This window comes from Shewanella colwelliana ATCC 39565, from assembly GCF_000518705.1.
GTDB classification, from domain to species: domain Bacteria; phylum Pseudomonadota; class Gammaproteobacteria; order Enterobacterales; family Shewanellaceae; genus Shewanella; species Shewanella colwelliana.
This window is the reverse complement of sequence record NZ_JAEC01000025.1, coordinates 45,092-68,906: the sequence shown is the minus strand read 5'-3', so window position 1 is coordinate 68,906 and position 23,815 is coordinate 45,092. Positions and strand designations below refer to the sequence as shown.

At 44.8% G+C, this 23,815-nt stretch carries 27 protein-coding genes and 1 pseudogene; 12 read left to right on the top strand and 16 right to left on the bottom strand.

The genetic code is table 11. The annotated features are described in order from the left end of the window. Positions 1-24: 24 nt before the first annotated feature. On the bottom strand, positions 25-651 hold the full coding sequence (gene upp / locus L876_RS0112200) for a uracil phosphoribosyltransferase (protein ID WP_028764067.1): 627 nt from the start codon (positions 649-651) through the stop codon (positions 25-27). A gap of 215 nt (positions 652-866) precedes the next feature. On the opposite strand from upp, the gene purM reads away from it, so the two are divergent. The 5 genes from purM (at position 867) to asnB (ending at position 7,295) form a co-directional block, all read left to right on the top strand. Continuing rightward, a complete protein-coding gene (purM, locus tag L876_RS0112195) occupies positions 867-1,904 on the top strand; it encodes a phosphoribosylformylglycinamidine cyclo-ligase (RefSeq protein WP_028764066.1) in 1,038 nt (345 codons plus the stop codon). Then, the gene (purN, locus tag L876_RS0112190) at positions 1,904-2,548 is read left to right on the top strand and encodes a phosphoribosylglycinamide formyltransferase (RefSeq protein WP_028764065.1); all 645 of its coding nucleotides are present in this window, start codon (positions 1,904-1,906) and stop codon (positions 2,546-2,548) included. Before purM ends, purN begins: the two co-directional genes overlap by 1 nt. 216 nt (positions 2,549-2,764) lie before the next feature. Further along, a complete protein-coding gene (locus tag L876_RS0112185; RefSeq protein WP_028764064.1) occupies positions 2,765-3,511 on the top strand; it encodes an HAD-IIA family hydrolase in 747 nt (248 codons plus the stop codon). 143 nt (positions 3,512-3,654) lie between these two features. Next, positions 3,655-5,304: a M28 family metallopeptidase gene (locus tag L876_RS0112175; RefSeq protein WP_028764063.1), complete on the top strand. Its 1,650-nt coding sequence runs from the start codon at positions 3,655-3,657 to the stop codon at positions 5,302-5,304. A gap of 332 nt (positions 5,305-5,636) precedes the next feature. Then, positions 5,637-7,295, top strand: coding sequence for an asparagine synthase B (gene asnB / locus L876_RS0112170; RefSeq protein WP_028764062.1), 1,659 nt, complete (start codon positions 5,637-5,639; stop codon positions 7,293-7,295). Between the two features lie 37 nt (positions 7,296-7,332). Here asnB and L876_RS0112165 read toward each other — a convergent pair whose 3' ends face one another. The 6 genes from L876_RS0112165 to L876_RS0112140 all read right to left on the bottom strand — a co-directional run bounded on the left by L876_RS0112165 (position 7,333) and on the right by L876_RS0112140 (position 11,272). Further along, complete coding sequence (locus L876_RS0112165) at positions 7,333-8,100, bottom strand: substrate-binding periplasmic protein (RefSeq protein WP_028764061.1); 768 nt, start codon at positions 8,098-8,100, stop codon at positions 7,333-7,335. A 62-nt stretch (positions 8,101-8,162) separates the two neighbouring features. Continuing rightward, positions 8,163-8,543 (bottom strand): 5-carboxymethyl-2-hydroxymuconate Delta-isomerase, encoded by a 381-nt coding sequence (locus tag L876_RS0112160; protein WP_245686983.1) that lies wholly within the window; start codon positions 8,541-8,543, stop codon positions 8,163-8,165. Further along, the gene (locus L876_RS0112155) at positions 8,512-8,874 is read right to left on the bottom strand and encodes a VOC family protein (RefSeq protein ID WP_028764059.1); all 363 of its coding nucleotides are present in this window, start codon (positions 8,872-8,874) and stop codon (positions 8,512-8,514) included. The genes L876_RS0112160 and L876_RS0112155 overlap by 32 nt, the downstream gene beginning before the upstream one ends. A gap of 55 nt (positions 8,875-8,929) precedes the next feature. Continuing rightward, the gene (locus L876_RS0112150; protein WP_028764058.1) at positions 8,930-9,634 is read right to left on the bottom strand and encodes a DUF445 domain-containing protein; all 705 of its coding nucleotides are present in this window, start codon (positions 9,632-9,634) and stop codon (positions 8,930-8,932) included. A gap of 74 nt (positions 9,635-9,708) precedes the next feature. Continuing rightward, positions 9,709-10,143, bottom strand: coding sequence for a GNAT family N-acetyltransferase (locus tag L876_RS0112145; protein ID WP_028764057.1), 435 nt, complete (start codon positions 10,141-10,143; stop codon positions 9,709-9,711). Positions 10,144-10,270: 127 nt separating this feature from the next. Then, on the bottom strand, positions 10,271-11,272 hold the full coding sequence (locus L876_RS0112140; protein WP_028764056.1) for a 2Fe-2S iron-sulfur cluster-binding protein: 1,002 nt from the start codon (positions 11,270-11,272) through the stop codon (positions 10,271-10,273). 167 nt (positions 11,273-11,439) lie between these two features. Between L876_RS0112140 and L876_RS23320 the strand changes: the two are divergent. From L876_RS23320 to L876_RS0112130, 3 genes and pseudogenes are all read left to right on the top strand, one after another. Then, positions 11,440-12,573, top strand: a pseudogene (locus tag L876_RS23320) (DUF748 domain-containing protein); the annotation flags it as partial. Beyond that, a complete protein-coding gene (locus tag L876_RS21675) occupies positions 12,550-14,481 on the top strand; it encodes a DUF748 domain-containing protein (RefSeq protein WP_487042787.1) in 1,932 nt (643 codons plus the stop codon). The pseudogene L876_RS23320 and the gene L876_RS21675, both read left to right, overlap by 24 nt. Before the next feature lie 148 nt (positions 14,482-14,629). Beyond that, positions 14,630-14,986, top strand: a complete 357-nt coding sequence (locus L876_RS0112130; RefSeq protein ID WP_028764055.1) for a glutathione S-transferase N-terminal domain-containing protein — start codon at positions 14,630-14,632, stop codon at positions 14,984-14,986. Between the two features lie 58 nt (positions 14,987-15,044). On the opposite strand, the gene L876_RS0112125 is transcribed toward L876_RS0112130, so the two are convergent. From L876_RS0112125 to L876_RS0112110, 4 genes are read right to left on the bottom strand one after another with little or no spacing between them, the layout of a single operon-like run. Beyond that, on the bottom strand, positions 15,045-15,449 hold the full coding sequence (locus L876_RS0112125) for a CBS domain-containing protein (protein WP_028764054.1): 405 nt from the start codon (positions 15,447-15,449) through the stop codon (positions 15,045-15,047). After that, positions 15,446-15,796, bottom strand: coding sequence for a P-II family nitrogen regulator (locus L876_RS0112120; protein ID WP_028764053.1), 351 nt, complete (start codon positions 15,794-15,796; stop codon positions 15,446-15,448). The genes L876_RS0112125 and L876_RS0112120 overlap by 4 nt, the downstream gene beginning before the upstream one ends. Next, positions 15,786-16,574, bottom strand: a complete 789-nt coding sequence (locus L876_RS0112115; protein WP_028764052.1) for a DUF1538 domain-containing protein — start codon at positions 16,572-16,574, stop codon at positions 15,786-15,788. The genes L876_RS0112120 and L876_RS0112115 overlap by 11 nt, the downstream gene beginning before the upstream one ends. After that, positions 16,574-17,308, bottom strand: coding sequence for a DUF1538 domain-containing protein (locus tag L876_RS0112110; protein ID WP_028764051.1), 735 nt, complete (start codon positions 17,306-17,308; stop codon positions 16,574-16,576). Before L876_RS0112110 ends, L876_RS0112115 begins: the two co-directional genes overlap by 1 nt. Positions 17,309-17,574: 266 nt before the next feature. Here L876_RS0112110 and L876_RS0112105 point away from each other — a divergent pair, with 266 nt between their 5' ends. Then, positions 17,575-18,027, top strand: a complete 453-nt coding sequence (locus L876_RS0112105) for a hypothetical protein (RefSeq protein ID WP_028764050.1) — start codon at positions 17,575-17,577, stop codon at positions 18,025-18,027. Positions 18,028-18,038: 11 nt separating this feature from the next. On the opposite strand, the gene L876_RS0112100 is transcribed toward L876_RS0112105, so the two are convergent. The 3 genes from L876_RS0112100 to yqfB form a co-directional block, all read right to left on the bottom strand. Further along, entirely contained in the window at positions 18,039-18,707 is a 669-nt protein-coding gene (locus tag L876_RS0112100) for an esterase/lipase family protein (RefSeq protein WP_051413104.1), read from the bottom strand. Between the two features lie 160 nt (positions 18,708-18,867). Next, the gene (locus L876_RS0112095; RefSeq protein ID WP_156029420.1) at positions 18,868-19,287 is read right to left on the bottom strand and encodes a hypothetical protein; all 420 of its coding nucleotides are present in this window, start codon (positions 19,285-19,287) and stop codon (positions 18,868-18,870) included. A 43-nt stretch (positions 19,288-19,330) separates the two neighbouring features. After that, positions 19,331-19,651 carry a N(4)-acetylcytidine aminohydrolase gene (gene yqfB, locus L876_RS0112090; protein WP_028764047.1) on the bottom strand — a complete coding sequence of 107 codons (321 nt, stop codon included), beginning with the start codon at positions 19,649-19,651 and terminating at the stop codon, positions 19,331-19,333. Positions 19,652-19,777: 126 nt separating this feature from the next. Between yqfB and L876_RS0112085 the strand changes: the two genes are divergently transcribed. Beyond that, complete coding sequence (locus L876_RS0112085) at positions 19,778-20,023, top strand: DUF2986 domain-containing protein (protein WP_028764046.1); 246 nt, start codon at positions 19,778-19,780, stop codon at positions 20,021-20,023. Positions 20,024-20,107: 84 nt separating this feature from the next. On the opposite strand, the gene L876_RS0112080 is transcribed toward L876_RS0112085, so the two are convergent. Both L876_RS0112080 and L876_RS0112075 read right to left on the bottom strand, forming a co-directional pair. Beyond that, entirely contained in the window at positions 20,108-21,607 is a 1,500-nt protein-coding gene (locus tag L876_RS0112080; protein ID WP_028764045.1) for an MATE family efflux transporter, read from the bottom strand. 45 nt (positions 21,608-21,652) lie between these two features. Then, the gene (locus L876_RS0112075; protein ID WP_028764044.1) at positions 21,653-22,483 is read right to left on the bottom strand and encodes an ion transporter; all 831 of its coding nucleotides are present in this window, start codon (positions 22,481-22,483) and stop codon (positions 21,653-21,655) included. Positions 22,484-22,665: 182 nt separating this feature from the next. On the opposite strand from L876_RS0112075, the gene L876_RS0112070 reads away from it, so the two are divergent. Both L876_RS0112070 and L876_RS0112065 read left to right on the top strand, forming a co-directional pair. After that, positions 22,666-23,160, top strand: coding sequence for a L,D-transpeptidase family protein (locus tag L876_RS0112070; RefSeq protein WP_037428595.1), 495 nt, complete (start codon positions 22,666-22,668; stop codon positions 23,158-23,160). 55 nt (positions 23,161-23,215) lie between these two features. Further along, the gene (locus tag L876_RS0112065; protein WP_028764042.1) at positions 23,216-23,791 is read left to right on the top strand and encodes a VOC family protein; all 576 of its coding nucleotides are present in this window, start codon (positions 23,216-23,218) and stop codon (positions 23,789-23,791) included. Positions 23,792-23,815: the final 24 nt, after the last annotated feature.

Sequence of the window (23,815 nt, the reverse complement as noted above, 5' to 3'; positions counted from 1 at the left end):
TAATACAGAGTATTTGATAACGACTTACTTAGTACCAAAAATTTTATCACCCGCATCACCAAGACCCGGCAAGATATAACCTTGCTCATTTAGGCATTGATCGATTGAAGCAGTATATAGCTCAATATCAGGATGGGCTTTTTCTAGCGCTTTAACACCTTCAGGGGCTGCCACCAACACAAGAGCTTTAATCGCTGTACAGCCACGCTCTTTAAGTAGATCGATCGTCGAAATCATCGAGCCACCCGTTGCAAGCATAGGGTCGACAACCAGCGCGATACGCTCATGCATATTGCTAGCAAGCTTCTCAAAATATGGAACTGGCTCTAATGTCTCTTCATCGCGGTAGATACCCACAACAGAGATACGCGCACTCGGTACATGCTCAAGTACACCGTCCATCATACCCAGACCTGCACGTAAAATTGGCACGACAGTGACCTTTTTACCTTTGATCTGTTCAACTTCCACTGGGCCATTCCAACCTTCGATGGTCACTCTTTCAGTTTCGAAATCAGCAGTTGCTTCATAAGTCAGTAAACTGCCCACTTCGGCAGCTAACTCACGGAAACGTTTGGTACTGATGTCCCCTTCACGCATTAATCCAATTTTATGACGTACTAAAGGATGCTTAACTTCGACCACTTTCATCGTTTTCTCCTGATACTTTTCCAGTGTTTTTTCCAGCAAATTGTACCGATTCTAGTAGATTTGTTCATAATGGAAAACATAAAGTTTTACAAACACGGTAAATCGTGACCTAAGTCCGCTTGAATAAGCAAAATCATCACTTTCGACCGCTGTCACAAGCTGATAGAATAGCGCCGCATAAAAATCCAATAACGATGTACCCGAGAGGATCCTCCGTGAGCACTCCTACCCAGCTAAGCTACAAAGATGCAGGTGTTGATATCGACGCTGGCAATGCCCTTGTTGATAATATTAAGTCTGCTGTTAAACGTACCCACCGCCCAGAAGTTATGGGTAACCTAGGTGGATTTGGTGCCCTTTGCGAGCTACCAACTAAGTACAAACATCCAGTTCTTGTTTCTGGCACCGACGGTGTTGGTACCAAGCTTAGACTGGCTATCGATTATAAAAAACACGACAGTGTTGGTGTTGATTTAGTTGCAATGTGCGTGAACGATTTAATCGTTGCTGGCGCTGAGCCACTGTTCTTCCTCGACTACTATGCCACTGGCAAGTTAGACGTTGACACCGCAACTTCTGTCGTCAACGGTATCGCCGAAGGCTGTGCCCAATCGGGTTGTGCATTAATCGGTGGTGAAACCGCTGAAATGCCAGGCATGTACGAAGGCGAAGATTATGATCTTGCAGGCTTCTGTGTCGGCGCTGTTGAAAAAGAGGAAGTGCTAGACGGCTCCAAAGTTGTCGCTGGTGATGCACTGATCGCTTTAGGTTCAAGTGGACCGCACTCAAACGGTTATTCACTTATCCGTAAAGTACTTGAAGTGAGTCAAGCCGATCCGCAGCAGGATCTAGAAGGCAAGCCACTTATAGACCATTTACTTGAACCAACCAAAATCTACGTTAAGCCGCTACTTAAGCTGCTTGAGCAAAACGATATCCATGCTATGGCCCATATCACTGGCGGCGGATTTTGGGAGAATATCCCACGCGTGCTCCCTGACGATGCAAAAGCTGTGGTTAAAGGTGACTCTTGGCAGTGGCCAACCGTGTTTAACTGGTTAATGACCAATGGCAACATCGCTGAATTTGAAATGTATCGAACCTTTAACTGTGGTGTGGGTATGATTATTGCCCTCCCGCAAGATGAAGTCGACAGTGCATTGACCTTGCTAAAAGCTGAAGGTGAAAACGCTTGGCTTATCGGTGACATTGCTGCGCGCAATGGTGACGAAGAGCAAGTGGAGATTTTATAATGCCACAGTGCTGTCGCGTATTAGTTTTAATCTCAGGTAATGGCAGTAATTTACAGGCTATTATCGACGGTTGTGATGATAATTTGCAGGCAGAAGTTGTCGGTGTGGTGAGTAACAAGCCCGATGCTTATGGGCTGGTACGCGCTCATCACAGCGAGATAGATACCAGTTGCGTGATAGCGCACCAAGGTGAAACCCGTGCCAATTATGATGTTCGCTTGAAGCAAGCTATCGACAAGTACCAAGCCGATCTTATCGTGCTAGCTGGCTTTATGCGCATATTGAGCGACGAGTTTGTTCAGCAATTTGAGGGGAGAATGATCAATATTCATCCCTCTTTGCTCCCTAAATACCCTGGGCTTAATACTCACCAGCGCGCGATTGACAATAGTGACAGCGAGCATGGTACTTCGGTGCATTTTGTGACACCTGAGCTCGATGCTGGCCCAGTGATCTTACAGGCTAAAGTACCAGTCTACCCTGAAGATGACGCCACTATTTTAGCTGAGCGCGTTCATGAACAAGAGCATGCTATCTATCCGTTGGTCGTTAAATGGTTTAGCCAGAACAGGTTAGCGATGAAAAATGGCATCGCCCTCTTGGATGGCAACCCGTTAGGCGAAGCAGGGTATGCTACCGAGTAATAATACTCTCAGCTAAATAATCAAAGCACTATCACAGATAGTGCTTTTTTTTGCGCCTAATTCTGCGGTGGATGAGAGAGCCAAGATCACGTGGCTCCAAGACGCATCAAAACAACTCTAGTTACGCAGTTCCCAATAAAAGTGTTTGTATTCCGACAGAATTTGGCTTTATATAAGGTCACAATGCTATTTCACAGTGATCAATGGAAGTCTTAGATGAAAAATGTAATTTGTGATATTGACGGAGTATTACTGCACAACAATAAGCTCATTCCTGGCAGTGATAAATTTATTCACCGCATTCTTGAACAGGGCAACCCGCTCGTTATCCTCACCAACTATCCTGTTCAAACCGGTAAAGACTTACAAAACCGTCTGGGAGCCGCCGGTATTAATGTACCAGAAGAGTGCTTTTACACCTCAGCGATGGCCACTGCTGATTTTTTAAAGCATCAAACCGGCGACAAAGCATTTGTCATAGGTGAGGGCGCCCTCACCCACGAGCTCTATAAGGCAGGTTTCACCATTACCGATATCAACCCCGATTTTGTGATCGTTGGCGAAACACGTTCTTATAACTGGGATATGATCCATAAGGCGGCAGGTTTTGTCGCCGAAGGTGCGCGTTTTATCGCGACTAACCCCGACACCCATGGTCCAGCTCATAGCCCAGCCTGTGGCGCATTATGTGCCCCCATTGAACGCATCAGTGGCCGTATGCCCTTCTATGTTGGAAAACCCAGCTCTTGGATCATTCGCTCTGCCTTAAATCACATTAATGGCCACTCTGAAAACACCGTCATCATTGGTGATAATATGCGTACTGATATTTTGGCGGGCTTCCAAGCAGGTCTTGAAACTATCTTGGTGACCAGTGGGGTCAGTCAGCTAAAAGATGTTGAAAAAGAGCCTTTCAGGCCCAACCATATTTTCGATTGTGCGGGAGATATTGACGTCATTTAACGTCACCACCACAAGGTAATAAAGCGTAACATTTTAATAAGATGGCACACTTGATAAAGTGCGCCATCTTATCCATCATAGCTGTCCTAAAACATACAATTTATAACAAAAATAAATAACGATAATAAATAATAGGACACACCATGCGACTACTTTTGTCGGCTTGTGCGCTTATAAGCTTAAGTGCCTGCAGCCAGCACCCTACAGCGATGCAAACCAGCCTCACTCCACCTGAATTTAACGAAACTCGATTTAGGCAAGATATACAGTCACTCTCTTCCGATAAATTTGAAGGTCGAGCACCCACGACCCAAGGGGAAGTGCTCACCCTCGACTACCTCACAAAAGCCTTCGCCGCCGCAGGCCTTGAAGGTGCCAATCAAGGCAGTTACCTGCAAGCAGTACCTATGGTGAGCTATACCGCGAGTGAAACACAGCAGATATCATTAGGTGGCATTGTCATGCATCACCGCACCGATATCGTGCTGGGTAGTCGTCATGACAATCAACAGGTTGATATTAAAGACGCGCCATTGGTCTTCGTCGGGTACGGTGTTAATGCACCTGAGTATGACTGGAACGACTATCATGGCTTAGATATGCGCGGCAAGATTGCGGTGATGTTAGTCAACGATCCCGGATTTGCGTTACCTGAATCAGGCAAATTCAATGGCAAGGCCATGACCTACTACGGCCGTTGGAGCTACAAATTTGAAGAAGCCAGTCGCCAGGGTGCGCTTGGGGCAATCATCATCCATGATACTAAGCCAGCTTCTTATCCTTGGTCTGTGGTTGAAAATAGCTGGACTGGCGCACAACAAGATCTTGTTTTCGACAAAACGACCCAAGATGGTCGAGTTACCGTTGAAGGTTGGCTCACAATGGATAAAGCCAAGGAGCTATTTAACGCCGCAGGCTTATCGCTCGCAACCTTGAGCGATCGTGCGGCAAGCAGCCCAATTAACGTCGAGCTTGAGAAAACGGCCAATATTGCTTTTACCAATAAGGCGGAATATGCCAACAGCTATAATGTAGTCGCGACCCTGCCGGGCAGCAGTGCCAGTGATGAACACTTATTGTTTACCGCACATTGGGACCATATTGGCGTAGACCCAAATAAAGAGGGTGATCAAATCTATAATGGCGCGTTAGACAATGCGTCAGGCACAGCTGGTATCTTGGAAATCGCGAGACAGTTCTCGCTTAGCGCAAAAAATGGCGCCCCATTGAAGCGCTCGGTAACCTTTATCGCGACAACTGGCGAAGAGCAAGGCTTATTAGGCTCGCGCTACTACGCCGCCAACCCACTCTATCCATTAGAAAAAACGGTAGCAGTATTTAACTTAGACAGCACCAACATCTATGGGCGTACTAGTGATTACACCATTGTCGGTAAGGGTAAGTCAGAACTCGAAACCTACTTAACAACCGCAGCTAGTGCTCAGCAGCGTATTGCTGTTAGCGAGTCCCGTCCTGAATCGGGAGGATTTTTCCGCTCAGATCACTTCAGCTTTGCCAAATATGGCGTGCCAGCGGTCTTCGCGGGCGGCGGTAACGAACCTGCCGATGAGGCATCAAAAACCTACCGGTCATCCATGAAAGAGAAGATGAAAGGCTGCTATCACAATGTCTGTGATGAATATCGCGCTGATTGGGATCTGTCGGGAGCCCTGCAGGATTTAGGTGTCTACTATCAAGCTGCGCAGACCCTTGGCAATAGTGACGCTTGGCCGGGTTATTATCCGGGCACTGAATTCCACTCTCTGCGCCCAGCAAAAACAACTACAGACTAATGCTTCCTTAATCGATGACAAGGCTTCTTAATGAAGCCTTTTTTGTTCATATAATCATCATGATTACGCTATTTTTGCCCATCATTAAAAATGAGATAACAGTTTAAGATAGTGCAAATCTGACGCTGCAAAAATGGATAAATCTTAACTTTTCCCAGTAAAATGTCGAATTAGTTGTAGATATCTCATTTTTAAACGGCATTCACCTACAAAAACCTCAACCAAAACCACCAAAAACAGATGTTTTCACAAAAATTTGGTTTGGCAAATGCGAAAAATGCTGTCAAAGTGATTAGCAATTGAGATTTAGTTAGTTTTTGGGAGCTTTTGTTATGTGTTCAATATTCGCCATTTTAGATATTCAGTCAGACGCCGCGCCACTGCGTCAAGTCGCTCTCGAAATGTCCAAGCTATTACGTCACCGCGGACCGGATTGGTCAGGGATCTACAGTAGCGACAAAGCCATATTGGCTCACGAGCGCTTAGCCATTGTTGATATTGAGCATGGTGCTCAGCCACTGCTATCGACAGACGAAAGCCTGATCCTTGCTGTTAACGGTGAGATCTATAACCATAAAGAACTTAAAGCTGAGTTAGGCGATAAATACAGCTACCAAACCAACTCAGATTGCGAAGTCATTCTTGCGCTTTACCAAGAGTATGGCTGTGATTTTCTCGATAAGCTTAATGGTATTTTTGCCTTTGTACTGTATGACAAAACTAAAGACACCTATTTAGTGGGTCGTGATCATATGGGTATTATTCCGCTCTATACCGGCCACGACACAGAAGGTAACTTCTATGTTGCCTCAGAGATGAAAGCATTAATGCCTGTATGTAAAACCGTTGAGGAGTTCAAACCAGGTCAATATCTAACACCAGCTGGCTATGCGCAATATTATCAACGCGATTGGCGTGAATTTAGTGCCGTGGCAAATAACGAAGCCAGTGTCGATGAACTACGTGAAGCTTTAGAGGCGGCCGTTAAGCGTCAGCTGATGTCAGATGTGCCTTATGGCGTACTGCTATCGGGTGGACTCGATTCCTCAGTCATCTCAGCCATAACCCAGACTTTTGCTAAACGTCGCATCGAAGATGATGGCGAGTCTGATGCTTGGTGGCCACAGTTGCACTCATTTGCAGTTGGCTTAGAGGGTGCGCCTGATCTTATCGCAGCAAAAAAAGTTGCCGATGCCATTGGCACGATTCATCACGAAATCACCTTTACATTTCAAGATGGTATCGATGCCCTTAAAGATGTGATCTATCACTTAGAAACCTATGATGTCACCACTATTCGTGCCGCAACCCCTATGTACCTTATGGCACGTAAGATCAAAGCGATGGGGATTAAAATGGTGTTGTCGGGTGAAGGAGCTGATGAGCTATTTGGCGGTTATCTTTACTTCCATAAAGCCCCTAATGCACAGGCATTCCATGAAGAGCTAGTGCGTAAACTGGATAAGCTTCACCTGTTTGATTGCCTACGCGCCAACAAGGCCATGGCCGCTTGGGGCTTAGAAGCCCGCGTGCCTTTCTTGGACAAAGCGTTTATCGACACCGCCATGCGAATCAATCCAGAAGCCAAAATGTCTAAAGACGGCCGGATCGAAAAACACATTTTACGTCAGGCGTTTGAGCACAAATTACCTAAAGAGGTTGCATGGCGTCAAAAAGAGCAGTTTAGTGATGGTGTAGGCTATTCATGGATCGACGGGCTGAAAGATCATGCTGCTGAGCAGGTCGATGACCTACAACTGGCCAATGCCAAATTTAGGTTCCCCTATAACACGCCAGAAACAAAAGAAGCTTACTTCTATCGTTGCTTCTTTGAAGAACATTTCCCGCTTGCATCGGCTGCGGAAACCGTCCCTGGTGGCAAGTCTGTCGCTTGCTCTACCCCTGAAGCACTCGCTTGGGATGAAAGCTTACAAGGGATCATTGACCCCTCAGGCCGTGCGGTGCAATCTGTTCATGAGAGCGCCTACTAGATTGGAATAACAAAAAAGAGACCCTAGGGTCTCTTTTTTAATACAGCTCAATATGCTCCAAGATAAACTGTTCAACTTCGCTCATAAATCGTTCTTGCTCATAGGCCTCACCAATAATACGTTCCATCTCAAGCAGTGAAATATTCATCTGATGCTTTTTACTCACACCAAAATAAATCGGCCTAATCTCTTCATACGTATAGGGGTGAACCTTTAATTTCTGTTCAAATTCTGGATAGTATTTCTTGAGGCTGGGCAATACAACCTTGGGTAATATTAAAATATCGAAACGGCTTCGCAGCAACATATTCGTGGCAGAAATCATATCGTTGGTCATGACTTTACGTAGGCGCTGATCATTGTCGAAACGCTCAAAATATTGCGTTTCTCTCGAAACCCCAATAGAGGCGTCAATCAGTCCCTCATAATCCTTGACATTGTTGAAACCTTTGAGGCTAATAAATACGTAACGACTATCGGGTCTAAAGGGCAAAAAATAGCTGTAAGTGTGGCGTTCTGGCTTATCGATTAACCCCGCGACCACATCAACACGGCCCCCTTCTAGCATGTGTAAGCAACGCGCAAAATTGGGACTAGTTTCAAAACTTAAGTCATGTTCAAGCAGCTTAGCCATCAATCGTAATGCAGCAATATTTTCACCAATCGGCTCCGCATCAGCAGATAACACCTGAAACGGCGGATAGTGATCGACACAAACCCTCATGGTTCCCGCGCTAACCACTGAAAAACTGCATAACAGGCAAGCTATGCTTAGTAACTGTCCTATCTGTTCAAAACGCACCACTGACAAAATACTCCTAGAGCTGCTTAAATCAGGGAATACTGGATCAATTCGGTCCAGTCAAATTATTCGTTAGTCCACTTAAAGTAATGACGCTTGTCTAGCTCCAACACTTCCATTGTCAGGCTGTCGATCGACTGATTAAGAATGACTATCTGCCGATAGACACTGTTACTGAGCAACTGTTTCTGTTCTGTGCTACGCCCAGGCATAATCTTGAAGGTGATATGGATAAATCGCCCATCAGCCAACATACCCACCTTAGAATGTGACACAGGAATACAGCGAGACTTCACAGCAGCGGCGTCAAATAACGCCGAGTCTATCGCCCCCTTGTGAACCGCCTCAACAAGCTGAGCGATATCGATATCAGTCTCTAACGACGCTGAATACTCTATGATACAGTGTGGCATATTATTCTGACCAAACCGCAAATTCATTGCCATTTGGGTCCTTAAAATGAAAACGACGCCCACCTGGGAAGGTAAAAATAGCTTGGCTAATTTCACCGCCAGCCTCGGTCACTTTGGCCATTGTTTGCGTTAATTGTGTGGCATAGATAACAATGAGTGGCGCACCGTTAGCCAAACTAAAGCTGTGGTCAGAAAGCGTAAAACCACCGTTAATCCCTGCATTAATAAAACAGCTGTAGGTCTCACCATAATCAACAAATTCCCAGCCAAAAACCTGACTAAAAAATGCCTTGGTTGGTGCCATAGCACGCACGGGGATCTCAAGGTAATTAATGTGCCCGTCTTGATTAACTGTTTCTTCCATTTAACACCTCTATGCATATCCAAAAAGTAAAAAAGGGAGCTAAGCTCCCTTTTTATTATGTAATGAGTCCAGCCACAAGGCCAATTAACCCACCAAACACCCCGCCCCACACGACTAACCAACCAAGATGTTTCTTAATCATCTGTTGAATAATCTCTTTAACTAACTGCGGCGTTAGCTCTTGTAGCCTTTGATGCACAATGGCGCTAATTTTTGCCCTAAGATCAGCCATAACATCAGGCTGTTCTATCTCATTTTTCAATAGTTCATAGAAATCTTCACTTTGTGAAATTTCAATTAAGGAGCTTTTCATTTTATGAATAAACGGTTCTTTAAGAGGCGCTATAGCTTCGCTACCACCAAACATCGCCAACATGCCACCAAGAGAAGATTGCTCTACCGTGGTCACTAATGCATTAAAAGCCGGAGTCATGTCAACATTTTCAATCACAGGCTGAAGATTTATTTTAGCCGCGCCACTCCCCTGCTCTGATAAAAACTTATCGATGTTTTCGTCAGTAAAAAACTGCTCCATCATCAATGAAGCAATGCCCGCCTTAAACTCTTCAAAATGCGCGGGGACGACACCGGAGCCATATAACCCTGGTACCTTTTCAAACAGCATATGGATAGCTAACCAATTGGTTGCCGCGCCTGATAAAGCAAATAAGCCCACACTTAATAAAATTGGGGCCGCAAAAAAATATCCAATTGTCATTAATGCCGCTGCAACGACATTGGTGATCACGCTCTTATTCAATCTTCTCTCCAACCATTAAGCATAAAAAAACGCGTTATGTTACCACAACGCGCTTTAATGAAAGAATCAGAATATTAAATGACGGCAGCCCGTGAGAAGGATTCAAAGACTGATTTAGAGTCATCGTTGTCAATCATCAAAAATCCATCCTCATCAAGATGCTCTCGACGCACCGCGAGCACATTTGTTTCATCAGCAAGCTCCTTGGCTTTGTGGATGAGAGCGGTAGCAATACCTTTATTGCGCTGAGACTCGACAACAAAAATATCGTCAAAATACCATAAGGGTTTGAGTAATCGAGAAGAGAACGAGGGATACAACTGAATAAACCCAAGAATTTCACTCTCCAATTGAGCAATGAATATTACCGAGTCGTTTTCTTGTAATCGAGATTGAATAAAGTCCTTAGAATCATCGGGGGCTGGCAGCTGACCAAGGCTTTGACGATATAAATCAAACTGTGCGGATAAAACCGATAAGTCTTCTTCTATGGCAATTCTAATTAGCATATTCCGTCCTTGAAATTTCAATGCTCTCGCTAACAAGTTTTAGGGCTATTTCTATATTTAACATGATGTTAGCATGAAAACAAAAAACCGCAACCCAATACACTCGTTATCACTTAATTATTGTTGCCTATAAATCCCTAGGGCGCGTGCGTAGATCTTTATATTCAAAAGAAAGTGTGTGTACCCGCTCAATCGGAAAACCATTTAAAAAAGCCATTTTACGGCTTTGATTAACTAAGCTGGGCTCGCCGCATAAAAACAGGTGTTGCTGACGGTCAAACTTGTGTGCTTTAACGGCTTCATTAAACGGGTCTCCCAGCATCACTCTGCGCCCAGAGGGCATAACATCATGGTGACCAGTAATGCAGGCATGATAGAAAAAGTGACGATGCTCTAGCATCATCTGCAGCAACTCTGCGTGTAGGTATAGATCGTCCATCTCACGTCCACCCACATAAAGATGAATCTCACCTTGATGGCGATGAGACAGAGCTTCACGCACAATACTGACCGCCACACCTAAGCCACTGCCAAACGCAATAACGATAAGCTTATTGTCTTGGCATTGACTATCGTAACTACTTGCTCCCATGGGCCCCTGCACCAGCAGTTTTTCACCAATATTGGCTTGGTGATAGAGCCAATCACTGAACTGGCCATTGTACTTTCGCCTAACATGTAGCTCGAGTAAGTCATCACTTGGTGAATTAGTTAACGAATAGCTACGCGTGACACCATCAAACCGTCTTAAATTGATATATTGACCGGCTTGATGAATAAAGCCTTGTTCGACCTTCAATGCGATACGAACAATGGACTGATTAAGATACTGTTTTTGCTCAAGCACCGCAGGTGTAAACAGATCATGAGGCAGAATTGACTTTAATTTCAGCTCATCGGATACCACAGCCTGACACGCGCAAATATAGTGCCGAGCTTTTAGCCCTGACGTGAGCCCCCTTTGTGCGCCGATATTAATATCGCCCTCAAGGTGCTGAACTAGGCAGGTCTTACAGACCCCTTTTTTGCAGGAGTAGTTCACTTGCTGACCATGGCGAATTAAGGTATCGAGTACCGACTCCCCTTCTTGAGCGTCATAGAGCTGCCCATCTAGATAAAATCTCGTCATATCTACAATTTATCTCAAAAAAACTCTGAAATTAGATGTGTATAAATGCATAATCGACAATAATGCTACTAAAATTATAGTGGTTGATCTGGCTATGTCACAGCGATAAGCCTAGTCACTCACTATTAGCAACCACCGGAACGGTTCAATTTAACATTAGGGTCATTATGTCTGTCGTCTCATCACCACTTTCTCGCCTAAGACAACAATACACACAACTGCCTAGATATCAACGATATATAGGGATTTCCACCCTAATATATTTAATATGGACACTTCTATTAGGTATGCTTGCTCCCTACATAGTACAACAGCAAGCCCCCAAACAGCTCTCTCAAATGCTTAACAGAGAAGTGGTGTTATCTGACGTTGCCATCAATCCTTTTACGTTAGCTGTAAGCTTGGATAATTTTGCCATCAAAGAGGCCGATGGCACTCCCTTTGTGGGGTTTCATCAGCTCTCTTTTGAGTATCAGTTTTGGTGATCAATTTTAAACTGGGGCTACAGTGTCACTAATATCGAACTCAATGGGCCTTATGCCCACATAAAACGTGTGATCAGTGACGAACCGTTAAGGTTTAATTTTTCTGACATCATTGAGCATTTGGCAAATAATAACGACACTGAAGCTCAAGCAGAAGATGATGCCGCCTCAGCAGCGATACCTCACTTTCTATTCACAGACTTGGCCATTGTCGACGCCAACCTAAACCTCATTGATGAGGTCACTCAAGGCGAAGTGACCTATCCAAGTATCCAGCTTAACATTGCGGCATTTGATTCAAACACGCCATTATCAACTCAGATCTCCAACGAACCTTCTAGCAAGGTTAATCGGTATGATATTGAATTTGTTGGTAGACACGGTGGATTAATGCAGCTGAAAGGCCAAGTGCAACTCACGCCTTTTAACGTCGTTGGCGACATCAGTCTGCAGAATATCCACTTGCCACAATTTTGGACGTTTATCGCTGACGAGTTTCAGGTGAAACTAGACAAAGGGTTGCTAGACTTTAGCACTGACTATCAATTTGGATTCGAAAATCAACACCTACAGGCGACCCTGAATAATGGCGAGCTTGACCTTAAGCAACTCAATGTTAGCCATCAACAAGCGTCTATTGTCGCCCTTGACTCCTTTGCCTTTAAAGGCATCAATTTCGATCTGGCCAACAAAAGTGTTGTTGTGGATACATTAACGACCAACAACCTAACGCTCAATGCGCACTTAGATAAAACGGGTGTCGACTTAGTACCATTATTTATGCCTAAACAGATGCAGAAAAAGCATGCCCAACCACCAAAAGATGAGCCAGCAGCGCAACTTGCGACCACGCCATCAGCTCAAACTCAGCCATGGCATGCAACACTCAGCCAAATCAAAATAAGTGACTACAAGGTTAACCTCAAAGAGCAATTACTTGGTGATGAAAACCTATGGGAAATTGGCGATATCAGTCTGAGCACGGGGCCAGTTGACGCAGCGTTAACCTCGCCCATCGAGTATCAATTAGCACTCAATGTTAACCAGCAAGGTACACTTACTTCACAAGGAGCCGTTGATCCCGCCACTCAAAAAATAGATAGCCAAATCACTATGGCTAACCTTGCCCTCACACAATTTCAGCCCTATTTGTCTTTGTACCTCAACATCAATTTAGAGGATGGATTATTTAGTACCCAAGGCCAACTTCAGGCAGATGCCAGCACCAATGTAACCTATCAAGGCGCATTGCAAGTTAAACAGCTACTGATTAAAGACACCATTAAGCAGCAGCCCCTGCTAAAATGGCAAACCTTAGACATTAATCAATTGACGTTCGACAAAGCGGCAAACCAATTAAGCATAGATCAAGTGACACTTAGCCAGCCTTTTAGCCGCATTTTGATTGCCGAAGACCGTAGTACCAACTTCCAAGAACTCATGGTGCAAAGACCCGACACTAAGCCAGCGTCGAAACCGGAGGTCAACAGCGACTCAGCACCATTGGCACTATCGATTAATAATATTGCCTTTAACGATGGCTCAACCTTTTTTGCAGATAATTCGTTAACGCCAAATTTTGCAGCCAGCATCGAGCACTTATCTGGCAACATCGCCAATTTATCATCCAGCAGTGAACAACCTGCTAGCGTTGATATTTTAGGCAAAATTGATCGCTATGCGCCTGTTAGCTTAAAAGGACAAATCAACCCACTCCTTGCGCAACCGTTTCTTGACCTCGCCCTCAGCTTTAAGCATGTAGAGCTAACATCGGTTAACCCTTACTCAGGTACCTATGCAGGTTACTATATTGATAAAGGTCTACTCTCACTCGATCTTAACTACCAGCTTGAGAACAACCAGCTCGTCGGCGATAACCACTTAGTGGTCGACCAACTGCAATTAGGGAAGCCCAGTGACAGTAGCCTAGCAACCTCACTGCCCATCACCTTGGCTATTGCTTTGCTGCAAGATAGACATGGCGTGATTGATTTAGGGCTGCAGGTATCAGGCGATCTTGACGAACCTAGCTTCAGTTTCGGTAGCATTATTGCGACGGCGTTTACTAATGTGATCACTAAAGCTGTTACCGCGCCATTTAGTCTGTTGGCGGGCCTACTTGGCTCTGATGATGAACTCGACAAAGTGCCTTTTAATGCAGGGGAAAGCAAGCTCCCTGCCGCCAGCCAGAAGTTGTTGGACAACTTAGCCAAAGGCCTAGAAAGCCGCCCAATGCTGACCTTAAGCGCCAAAGGGGCCGTCGATGAGATTGCCGACAGCCAAGCCCTAATGACACAGGCATTGCAGCAAAAACTGGCAAAAATTGCAGGTATTGAAGTCAACACTCTACCCGCCAATTTAACGCCTAGCACTTACCCTACTAGCGGTATACTTTCTGATGCGCTCAAACGCCTCTATCAAGATGAACTTCAACTTTCCGCTACCGACGTTAAATCGCAGATCCTTGCAGAATATGGAGAAAAGCCGCTGACGGAAGATGAGTTAGCGACCCGTTGGCATATCGCCTTATATAACTACTGCCATGCGGCCCAAACCTTGTCAGATGATGCGTTAGGTGTGTTAGCCCAACAACGCGCATTATCGGTAAAGACCTATCTAGTCGATAGCGCCAACATTGGTGCTGAACGGGTATTTGTGCTCGACAGTCGCGTTGATGTGGATGCTAGCGCAAACCAAGCATTATTGACATTGAGTGCAAACTAACCACCTGTATTACCAGAAAATAAAGGGAGTGCTTAATCACTCCCTTTATTCATTTTGTTGGCTTATCTCCCCATCACGCTAAATTTTCTTTGATCCCCATCACGCTTAGGTTAAAATCCGCCACATCAAATATGATAAGGAGTTGTTGATGTTTATTGTTCGTTGGGTATTAGGCCGCATTATTCTATTTTTTAATTTTATCTTCGCACCTAAGAAGCGTCAGCGCCCGCTAGCAGAACAAGCAAAAGTGGATGAAGTAACCAAATCTATACAGCTTTATCAATATCCTGCTTGCCCATTTTGCGTAAAAGTTCGCAGAACAATTCGCCGTCAAGGATTGAATATTGAGACCGTCGATGCCAAACAAGAGTTGCATCAACAAACGCTTGTGAGCCAAGGTGGCAAAGCGATGGTGCCTTGTTTACGTATCGAAGAAAATGGTGAAACGCAGTGGATGTATGAGTCATCAGACATTATCAACTATCTCAACCAACGCTTCGCTTAAGGTTTTACACTAGCAAAATAAAAGTGGGTGTCACGATGACACCCACTTTTATTTGGTCTTATGCTTGAGGCATCATCCCCTTCAGCACTATGTCGTGATAAGTCACAACACCCAAAATTTCCCCCGCTTCAATCACTGGAGCTTTATTAATACCAAAGCGTTCAAACAAGCGCGCTGTATAACGAATATCCATGTCTGCATGGACCGAAAACACCGGTTTTATCATGATTTCATAAACATTGACCCGCTCAGGTGATTTGTCTTTTGCGAGCACCTTACGCGCAATATCGCTCATCAAAACCATACCAAACTCATCATGCTCATGGCGCTTATTAACCAACAACATACTGACATTATGGCTGATAGCGAGCCTTATCGCCTCGGCGACGGTATGCAAACCATCAACCATTACATAGTCATTGGTCATTACGTCACTATTTTGTATTGGCAAAGATGGTTTCATATTTGATCCTCTATCTCTTTACTAAGCTTTTCAACTTGATGGGCCACGCCAACAGCATCCTCGACATCAATTTGAATCGCGATCCCTTGGCCAGGGTTGGTATCAAACTCCCCTACTCGGCAAATGGTTTCTAAAATAGTGCGGCTCATATGTTCTTCTACCAGCCACAATATGACATCACGCTGAATATCCAAACCTAGGCCCATGAAGGTTTTCTTTTTTTCTAACCCTTCACCTCGGGCATGATTAATAACCGTCGCACCCGTTGCGCCAGCGGCTCTCGCAGCATCCAGTACCGTGTCGGTACTGGTATCATCGACAAACGCGACTATGAGTTTAAAGCGCATGCTCTCGCTCCTTAGCGGATTTTCGCTTACTTAAAAATTCAACTAATTGGGCATAGCCCATTACAGTTATCATTGGGAATAAACTGGCAAAGGCGATCAAGCCAAAACCGTCGATAAGCGGATCCCGCCCCTCTACATTTGTCGCCAACCCTAAGCCTAACGCAGCAACCAAAGGCACGGTAACCGTCGATGTCGTCACACCGCCAGAGTCATATGCTAACGGCACAATCATTTTGGGGGCATAAAAGGTTTGAATAACCACCAGTACATAACCCGCCATGATGTAATAATGAATAGGGTCGCCCACAACAATCCTAAAACAACCTAGGGATATCCCCATGGAAACGCCTATTGCCACCGAGATCCTAAGCCCCTGAATGCCAATCGTGCCACCGGACACTTCATTAGCCTTAATCGCAACTGCGATCAGTGACGGCTCTGCAATCGTGGTACTAAAACCTATGGCTGCCGCAAAAATATAAACCCAAAAATAGTCTTGCCAAACGTAAGGGCTGGTATCTCCTTCGGGGTGTAAGAAACTCGGAGAGGTGAGCTGCTCGGCCATACTTTCGCCGATAGGAAATAATGCCAGCTCTAAACCAACCAAGAAAAAGCTTAACCCTATGATGACATACACAAAGCCCAGCAACACTTTACGCCAGTTGGCAATAGGCCGTTTGAGTACGCCCAACTGAAAACCAAACAGTATCACAGCTATCAGCACAACATCACGAGCGGTTAATAGCAGAGTATCTAATACTTGCAGTGTTAAACTCATCAGAGCACCACCATGCCGTAAAGTAGGACAAAAATCATTGGTGTTAAACTCGCAAAGGCGATAAGACCGAAGCCGTCTAACATTGGATTGCGCCCCTTAATAACCGTTGCAAGTCCAACCCCAAGGGCGGTAACAAGGGGCACTGTAATTGTGGAGGTCGTTACACCACCGGAGTCATAGGCGATACCGATTATATTCTCTGGGGCAAAAGAGGTTAAGATCATCACGCAGATGTAACCCCCAATAATGAGATAATGAATGGGCCATCCTTTCAAAATACGGATAACACCTAATAGAATGGCCAGTCCCACCGCAACGGCGACCGTCAGCCTTAGGCCCATCGCATAACTATCCATTGCCGCTTCACTTTGACCAATAGCCCCTGACTTTGCCGCTACTTCTGCGGCTTCATTGGCTACAGCAGTCAGTGCGGGCTCGGCCAAAGTGGTACCAAACCCTAACGAGAATGAGAAAATCACCAACCAAAAAACACTGCCTTTGCGGGCTAATGCTTGCGCCAATGACTCCCCAATGGGAAAGAGTCCCATCTCTAAGCCAAACACAAAAAAGGTTAAACCAAAGACGATAAACAGGAGACCGATAAGAATAGAAACAAGATTGGCAGGTGCTTGTTGCAAAACAAATATCTCGAAAAAACCGACAACGCAAATGATCGGAACAAGGTCCCGAAAACTACCTAACATAGAGGTTAACAACTTCATTAACGCTTGCATTCTCACTCCTAAGATCCGGCGCTTCCTACCACAATTCGCCATAAATTTAGTGTGCCAAGCCAAAAAAAAATAACAACAATTAATTTACATTAATCTACATTTCCGTGACTTTAATCAATCTCTAGCGCTATTAATCGGTTGGATCTGGCCACCCAATTTGTAATCCTGTGTAAAACAGTTGTTGAATGGATGATATAAGCACGACTTTGGGTTATGCTGATTGCTCATTAAGCTGCTAAATAAAACTAAAATAAGAACCTACCTCGATGTCTAAACTCTTTTCTGTTGCCATGATCACTATTTTTTTGCTTTCAGGTTGTGCTGCTAGCAAACCTGAAGTCGATGATTTCTCCATCAAAGTTGAAGATAAATTTCAGACAGCTATAAAAGGTGATGGCATTAAGCTGTTTACCTATAAAGTTAAATTTGCCGAACTGCCGACGTTAGAGCAACCACATATGGCACGTGTAAAGCAGATTGAAAAATTGAAACGTTCAGGGAGTAAAAAACGCTCCATCTATGCTGTAGATCTAAGCGAGTGGACCGAACAGATTGAACTGGGGCTGGATAAAACCATCTCTATGACGGGTTATTGCCGTGACGGTTACATTGAGCTCAGCCGCATCATAGAGGTTGGACGTGGTGAAATACGAGGCGAATGTAACGACGGTGCCACCGAAGACGACTTAAAAAAGTTTGCTTCTTTTACTAAAGGTTAAATCATCACTAATTAGCGACTAAATTCGCCATAGGTTAGAAAGTGTAACGTTTGCGCTATCGCTTGACGGTTGTTCATCATAAACGGGTGGGTCACTGGCAAGCTAATATGGTCGCTCATCCCTTCTAGTTTAGTGCTCTGCACAGATACCTTGCCATCATCAGGCTTAGGTAACATAGTCGACAAAATCCAGTTAATACTGCGTGTTCCCGCGATCACCCCTAACTCAAAGTTCGCTGGCCCAAGACGATTAGGCACACTCATTTTATCACTGCCTAATTGCATGCCAGCGGGTCCATTAATCAATTGAAAACCAGGCATGTCTCTTAATGTATCCACGACTTCACTGCCCTGATTAGGCGGGCCCAGCATCACTACGCGCCCTAAATTGCGGACTGTATGCTGACTCAAATATTGCCTGACTAAAATGCCTCCCATGGAATGAGTGACAAAATGCACAGTTAGCGCATTAGGGCATTGAGACAACGCAGCAGTAATCGCCTGTTCAGCCAAGGTAGGAATATCAGCTTGTGTCGATGGATAGTTATAATTAATACAGTGATAGCCATGCTTATCTAACGCGGCGGCGAGCTTATTTAATGAACTAGCGCTGCGCGCCAATCCGTGAAGCAACACCACGCACTCCTTTGCACTAGCCTTAACGGGCAACAGCACACTCATCATAATGCTCCACAGCAAACTTAACTAACGATATCCATGACCAATCTATACCCATTCAAGTAGATCGCTGTTCTATTTGCGCTCACCTTGCATTAATTACCAATAAACACGCTGAGTTGATCACACTATCGATACTGATTGGTATAATCCAAAATATGATCTAGAGTATTTCACATTTTTGTCGTATGGGGGTACATTGCTCTGCAAGCCAGTCATCACGACCCCAGCAATATTGACTATCATTAAGCAAATTCATTTTCCAAATAACAGGCTGGCCGTCAGCATCTAAACGTAATTCATTATCGAGTTGCACGCGCAACGAACTATCTTGCTGACTTAATATGGTATAGCTAACAAGTGTTCGGCCATCATCCTCTCCGACGTATCCCTGCTGAACATATTCAAGCAACAAACGATCACCTGTAATAGAGATAGTGTGATAATTAGCGCTGCACACGTTACTTTGTCTGTCGTCCCAACTACCTGCCAACCTAGCTTGCATAGACTCATCGATGGTTGTGGTCATCATTGTAGAGCACCCGCACAACATGAGTAGTACGCATGCGATTAATCGTTTCATGTAAATTCCCTTTACTCAGTTTAATTCCCTTAACAACACTTTGTTATCTACACTCAAAAGTGATCATATATAAGGTTGAAATATCGCCATATATTTCAGTAATCACCTGTTTCAAATCAGATAAAGTCATATTTTCTTGCTCAGCATGACCTTGATTAAGCGCATTAAACGCGACCTTTTCAACCCCAGTTACCACAATATTGCAAAACCAACGTTGCTCTTCAAAAGTCGCCACACGCAGGTATTGACCCACTTTAAAATGGGACTCGCTATCATCTCTAAGAGTGATGGTTTTAGCGCCAGAGAGAATATCTGCCTCAAAACGTTCGAAAAAGGTTATCTCACCATCGATGGTATATGTCATAAATCCTCGCGATTAGAATATTTGCCTATAGCCCCAGGCCAGAGATTAAGTTAAAATCCACCTCCGGTTATTGCTAGGTCAACGCAAAACCACATTTTGAGTTAATGACACACCTTGGTGGAATGTATGAACAGAAAACAGAAAATGATTAAAAAGACGGCTAAGCGGGCCAAAGCGCGTCACAACAAACATACGCCACCAACAGTCAAAAAGTACGTATCTAAAGGCGATCGCGCTAAAGAACTCGCTCAAGAGCAAGCCGCAGCCGCAGCACTTGCCAACGGTAAGCAGCCGCAAGATGATACCGCGCAAAGCACTGACACAACAGAGACTGATGTCGCACAGAGCGACATGACAACAGACAAATCATAGTTGTTTGGTCATAACTTGAGCACTCGACTCATGATTCGGCGCTAAAGTGACACTTTACGCCGAGTAATAACCCTCTCTACAGCGTTAATCTCGTCGTGATCCACTCACTAATTCGGTCACTCTGTTACTCGCTTCACAATCTTGCTCTTCACTGATCTGCGCCATTTGTGCACAAGAAGATGAGAGTGGATTGGGACTGCTTGGGCTAAGCTCTTCATTTAACTCATCATATTCGTCGTCTGTAGACGTATAAAAAACGCTTGTCGACTGAACTTTGTCAACCAGACGGTATGCGGTCCACACCCCTAACGCTGCAAAAACAATAGTACCGATCACTTGGCCAATCAACACCCCTTCTACACCGCCCCATTGGGCTCCATAGTATACAAACGGAATCGTGCCTAATGTCGCTTTACCCACGTTAAACAGTGTCGAATATTTGGCTTTGCCTAAATTATTAAACGACGCATTGGCTACAAACAATGCGCCAGAGAAGACAAAGAAAACGGCAATATAACTACAGAAAAAACGGATCAATTCAGCGCCATCGCCGTGCATATCAAACACGATAATAATCTGCTCTTGTAGTGCAAACAGTATTATTGATACCAACAGCACATACCCCCCACAAAATAGCAGCGCCTTGGTCAGGCTCTCTTTGACGCGCTCAAACTCTCGGGCGCCAAAGTTTTGCCCAACAATAGGGCCAATAGCCCCAGACAACGCAAATATCATCCCAAACGCTACGGGCGTTAAACGCCCCAGCACAGCCCATGCAGCAACATAACTGTCACCGAAATCAGCAATCGCACGGGTGACCACCGCATTACCTATGGGGGTTGCGATATTGGTTAGCATCGCTGGCGCAGCAATGGCAAATATGGCGCCAATATCGGCTTTAAAATGGGAAAACTGAAAGCGACCAAACAACTTATGCTTGATGATTACACCTCGTGCGGCAACCACTAATACGGCAACTCTCGCTAGCACAGAGGCAACCGCAGCCCCCTCGATTCCCATAGCAAATAAGAAAATAAAAATGGGGTCAAACACAAGGTTTACACCACCACCCGTTAGGGTTGAAACCATGGATAATTTAGCATCACCGACCGCTCGCAGTGCTGCACCTAGTGCCATTGCCAAACAGATAAGTGGCATAGATGGGACAAGTATATAGAGGTAGTCGGCAGCCAATTCCGCGGTGCGGCCTGTTGCGCCAACAAGGGCTAATAATTCAGGTATGAACAAAGTCACCACAATGGCCACAAATACTGCCACCAGTAGTGTCATCACAGCACTATTGAGCAATAAACGTTTAGCCAACTCAAACTCTTTGGCGCCAATGGCACGAGAAACTAATGCCCCAAGTGCAATCGACAGACCGATACCAATAGAGGTGGTGAAAAAAGAGATGGTTCCAGCGTAACCAACAGCTGCTGCAAGTTCCTGCTCGCCGAGTAAACTAAGAAAAAAGATATCAATAAGATCAACAACAAACAGTGCTGATATCCCCACCGCGGCAGTGGAGCTCATCACCAATATATGGCGTAAAATAGGCCCTTGGACAAACTTTGCTGTGGTCATGTCATTCCTTGATTACGATGACACCTTTGCCATCGTATGAGAGTGCTAAAGATCGGATTCCAACTCACTACCGCATTTGTCGCAATAGAGCGCGTTAATTTCATGGCCCGTTTTTAAACAGTTACTGCAGCGACGTAGATCTTTTTTACGCACTATCTCTTGCGAGATCTCTGCGGTTAAAATACCCGTTGGAATAGCAATGATGGAGTAACCGATCAACATGGTTAGCGCAGCAATACCCTGACCTAAAGCCGTCTGCGGCGTAATATCTCCATATCCTACGGTGGTAATGGTCACTATGGTCCAATAGATAGACTTAGGGATCGATGTAAAACCATTTTCAGGACCTTCAACCACATACATAAACGCACTAAGGACCATCACGATCAGGCTAACCGAGAAGAAAAACAGAAACACCTTACGACTAGATTGCATCATGGCACGCAGTAAAATATTGCCCTCACTCAAATAACGCAGCAACTTGAGAACACGGAATATTCTAAACAACCTCAGAATTCGAATCACTAAGGTAAAATTCGCCCCCGGAAAGATAAGCGCTAAATAACTCGGTAAAATAGATAGCAGGTCGACAATACCGTAAAAGCTGCGCGCATATTGTACCGGTTGTGCAGAGCAATAGAGTCGCAACAGATACTCAAGAGTAAATATCCCAGTAAAGACCCATTCGACAATACGGATAACGCCGCCATACTCTTTGTGAACCGAATCAACCGTGTCAATAAAAACCAGTAGAACACTGAGAATAATACAGATAATCAAGGATATATCGAAATATCGCCCTGCCTTAGTATCAGTGCCAAATATTACACGTCGCAGCTTTTGTTTAACGGTCTGCTCTGTTGAGGATGAATCCATCTATCAAATTTTTCCTTTTATCGCCATAAACGCGCTTTGGCGCTTAATCATAATCCATCTAATTTACCGATCCAGCTTAATCTAAAATAAGGTATGATGAACACCTTAACGAGATCATTAATTTTCCAGTTAATAAAATGCGAATACTTTTCAAACAGATTTTACTATTAGTGCTGCTCTGCATGTCACAACTAAGTGTTGCCGCCAGTAGCATTCAAAACTCGCCTCACAGTGCGAGTCAGTCTAGTATTGGTAAAGTTGATCTTGTCGTGGTTAATAAGTCTGACACCAGCATGCTTTTAATGCGCAATGGCAAGGTGTTACGCCGCTACAAAATAGCCATGGGTGACCGACCTGTTGGTCATAAGCTGCAAGAGGGTGATCAACGCACGCCAGAAGGTCGTTACATCCTTGACTATAAAAAGTCCGATAGCGCCTATTACCGTGCAATTCATATCTCTTACCCCAATGAGGAAGATAAGCTGCGCGCTGATGCGTTAGGTATCGACCCTGGTGGCCAAATCATGATCCATGGGCAAAACCCCAACTCCACATTAACGCCTGACGAAGCGCAAAAGCTCAACTGGACTGACGGTTGCATTGCCATTAAAAATCATGAAATTGATGAATTATGGCAGGCGATTGACACCGGCACGCCGATTGAGATCTGGCCATAGCATCAGCTGTCCGCTAACACTTCAACCTTATTGCCTGCTTAGAGAAAGTTCTACCATGAATCAAAACACAATCACGGCGCAAACGTTAATCGATACCTGGCCAACATTTGAAGCGAAAATAGTTTCTTTTCTCGCCGATCTACAACTCGATAGGCTAAATATGGTTTGCGACCATGTCGCACTTCGAGTCAATAGCGACACTGCCGCTGATTCTTTGCGTGACCACTTTTGCCATCAAGGCGCAATCATTTCTAATAATATGATTAATGGTCGCCCTATTTTGATCATCGAGCTGAACACGCCGCTGATGTTGGGCTCAATGTGCATCGATTGTGTGGAACTGCCCTATCCTGGAGAGAAACAGTATCCAAATGAGGGTTGGGAACATATTGAACTTGTACTGCCAGGTAACGCGTGCAACGGCCAGCAGTTAAGTGCGCAATTGATTGAAGCAGTACCAACACTTGCCCCCGTTATCGCCGGTGACAGCGAAATAGATGTCAAACTTAGCTCGCCTCAAGGTGAACATGAACGCTTGGCCAATCCCACCATAGCATTCAAACATCAAGGCCTCTGTATTAAGGTTCATGCTCACGGTATAAAAGCGATAATCGCTTCAGAAAAGAGATAACCTAGCTCTGAAGGCGAAGTTTGG

What these genes read in the sequence shown, in the direction of transcription:
- L876_RS0112085 (WP_028764046.1), top strand. Translation starts at nt 19,778, where the DNA reads ATGAACAGAAAACAGAAAATGATTAAAAAGACGGCTAAGCGGGCCAAA.
- L876_RS0112105 (WP_028764050.1), top strand. Translation starts at nt 17,575, where the DNA reads ATGTCTAAACTCTTTTCTGTTGCCATGATCACTATTTTTTTGCTTTCA.
- L876_RS0112160 (WP_245686983.1), bottom strand. Translation starts at nt 8,543, where the DNA reads ATGGCAATGAATTTGCGGTTTGGTCAGAATAATATGCCACACTGTATC.
- L876_RS0112080 (WP_028764045.1), bottom strand. Translation starts at nt 21,607, where the DNA reads ATGACCACAGCAAAGTTTGTCCAAGGGCCTATTTTACGCCATATATTG.
- L876_RS0112075 (WP_028764044.1), bottom strand. Translation starts at nt 22,483, where the DNA reads ATGGATTCATCCTCAACAGAGCAGACCGTTAAACAAAAGCTGCGACGT.
- L876_RS0112155 (WP_028764059.1), bottom strand. Translation starts at nt 8,874, where the DNA reads ATGGAAGAAACAGTTAATCAAGACGGGCACATTAATTACCTTGAGATC.
- L876_RS21675 (WP_487042787.1), top strand. Translation starts at nt 12,550, where the DNA reads ATGCAGAAAAAGCATGCCCAACCACCAAAAGATGAGCCAGCAGCGCAA.
- L876_RS0112095 (WP_156029420.1), bottom strand. Translation starts at nt 19,287, where the DNA reads ATGAAACGATTAATCGCATGCGTACTACTCATGTTGTGCGGGTGCTCT.
- upp (WP_028764067.1), bottom strand. Translation starts at nt 651, where the DNA reads ATGAAAGTGGTCGAAGTTAAGCATCCTTTAGTACGTCATAAAATTGGA.
- L876_RS0112145 (WP_028764057.1), bottom strand. Translation starts at nt 10,143, where the DNA reads ATGCTAATTAGAATTGCCATAGAAGAAGACTTATCGGTTTTATCCGCA.
- purN (WP_028764065.1), top strand. Translation starts at nt 1,904, where the DNA reads ATGCCACAGTGCTGTCGCGTATTAGTTTTAATCTCAGGTAATGGCAGT.
- L876_RS0112100 (WP_051413104.1), bottom strand. Translation starts at nt 18,707, where the DNA reads ATGAGTGTGCTGTTGCCCGTTAAGGCTAGTGCAAAGGAGTGCGTGGTG.
- L876_RS0112065 (WP_028764042.1), top strand. Translation starts at nt 23,216, where the DNA reads ATGAATCAAAACACAATCACGGCGCAAACGTTAATCGATACCTGGCCA.
- L876_RS0112120 (WP_028764053.1), bottom strand. Translation starts at nt 15,796, where the DNA reads ATGCGCTTTAAACTCATAGTCGCGTTTGTCGATGATACCAGTACCGAC.
- L876_RS0112125 (WP_028764054.1), bottom strand. Translation starts at nt 15,449, where the DNA reads ATGAAACCATCTTTGCCAATACAAAATAGTGACGTAATGACCAATGAC.
- L876_RS0112185 (WP_028764064.1), top strand. Translation starts at nt 2,765, where the DNA reads ATGAAAAATGTAATTTGTGATATTGACGGAGTATTACTGCACAACAAT.
- asnB (WP_028764062.1), top strand. Translation starts at nt 5,637, where the DNA reads ATGTGTTCAATATTCGCCATTTTAGATATTCAGTCAGACGCCGCGCCA.
- L876_RS0112130 (WP_028764055.1), top strand. Translation starts at nt 14,630, where the DNA reads ATGTTTATTGTTCGTTGGGTATTAGGCCGCATTATTCTATTTTTTAAT.
- L876_RS0112140 (WP_028764056.1), bottom strand. Translation starts at nt 11,272, where the DNA reads ATGACGAGATTTTATCTAGATGGGCAGCTCTATGACGCTCAAGAAGGG.
- L876_RS0112115 (WP_028764052.1), bottom strand. Translation starts at nt 16,574, where the DNA reads ATGAGTTTAACACTGCAAGTATTAGATACTCTGCTATTAACCGCTCGT.
- yqfB (WP_028764047.1), bottom strand. Translation starts at nt 19,651, where the DNA reads ATGACATATACCATCGATGGTGAGATAACCTTTTTCGAACGTTTTGAG.
- L876_RS0112070 (WP_037428595.1), top strand. Translation starts at nt 22,666, where the DNA reads ATGTCACAACTAAGTGTTGCCGCCAGTAGCATTCAAAACTCGCCTCAC.
- L876_RS0112175 (WP_028764063.1), top strand. Translation starts at nt 3,655, where the DNA reads ATGCGACTACTTTTGTCGGCTTGTGCGCTTATAAGCTTAAGTGCCTGC.
- L876_RS0112110 (WP_028764051.1), bottom strand. Translation starts at nt 17,308, where the DNA reads ATGCAAGCGTTAATGAAGTTGTTAACCTCTATGTTAGGTAGTTTTCGG.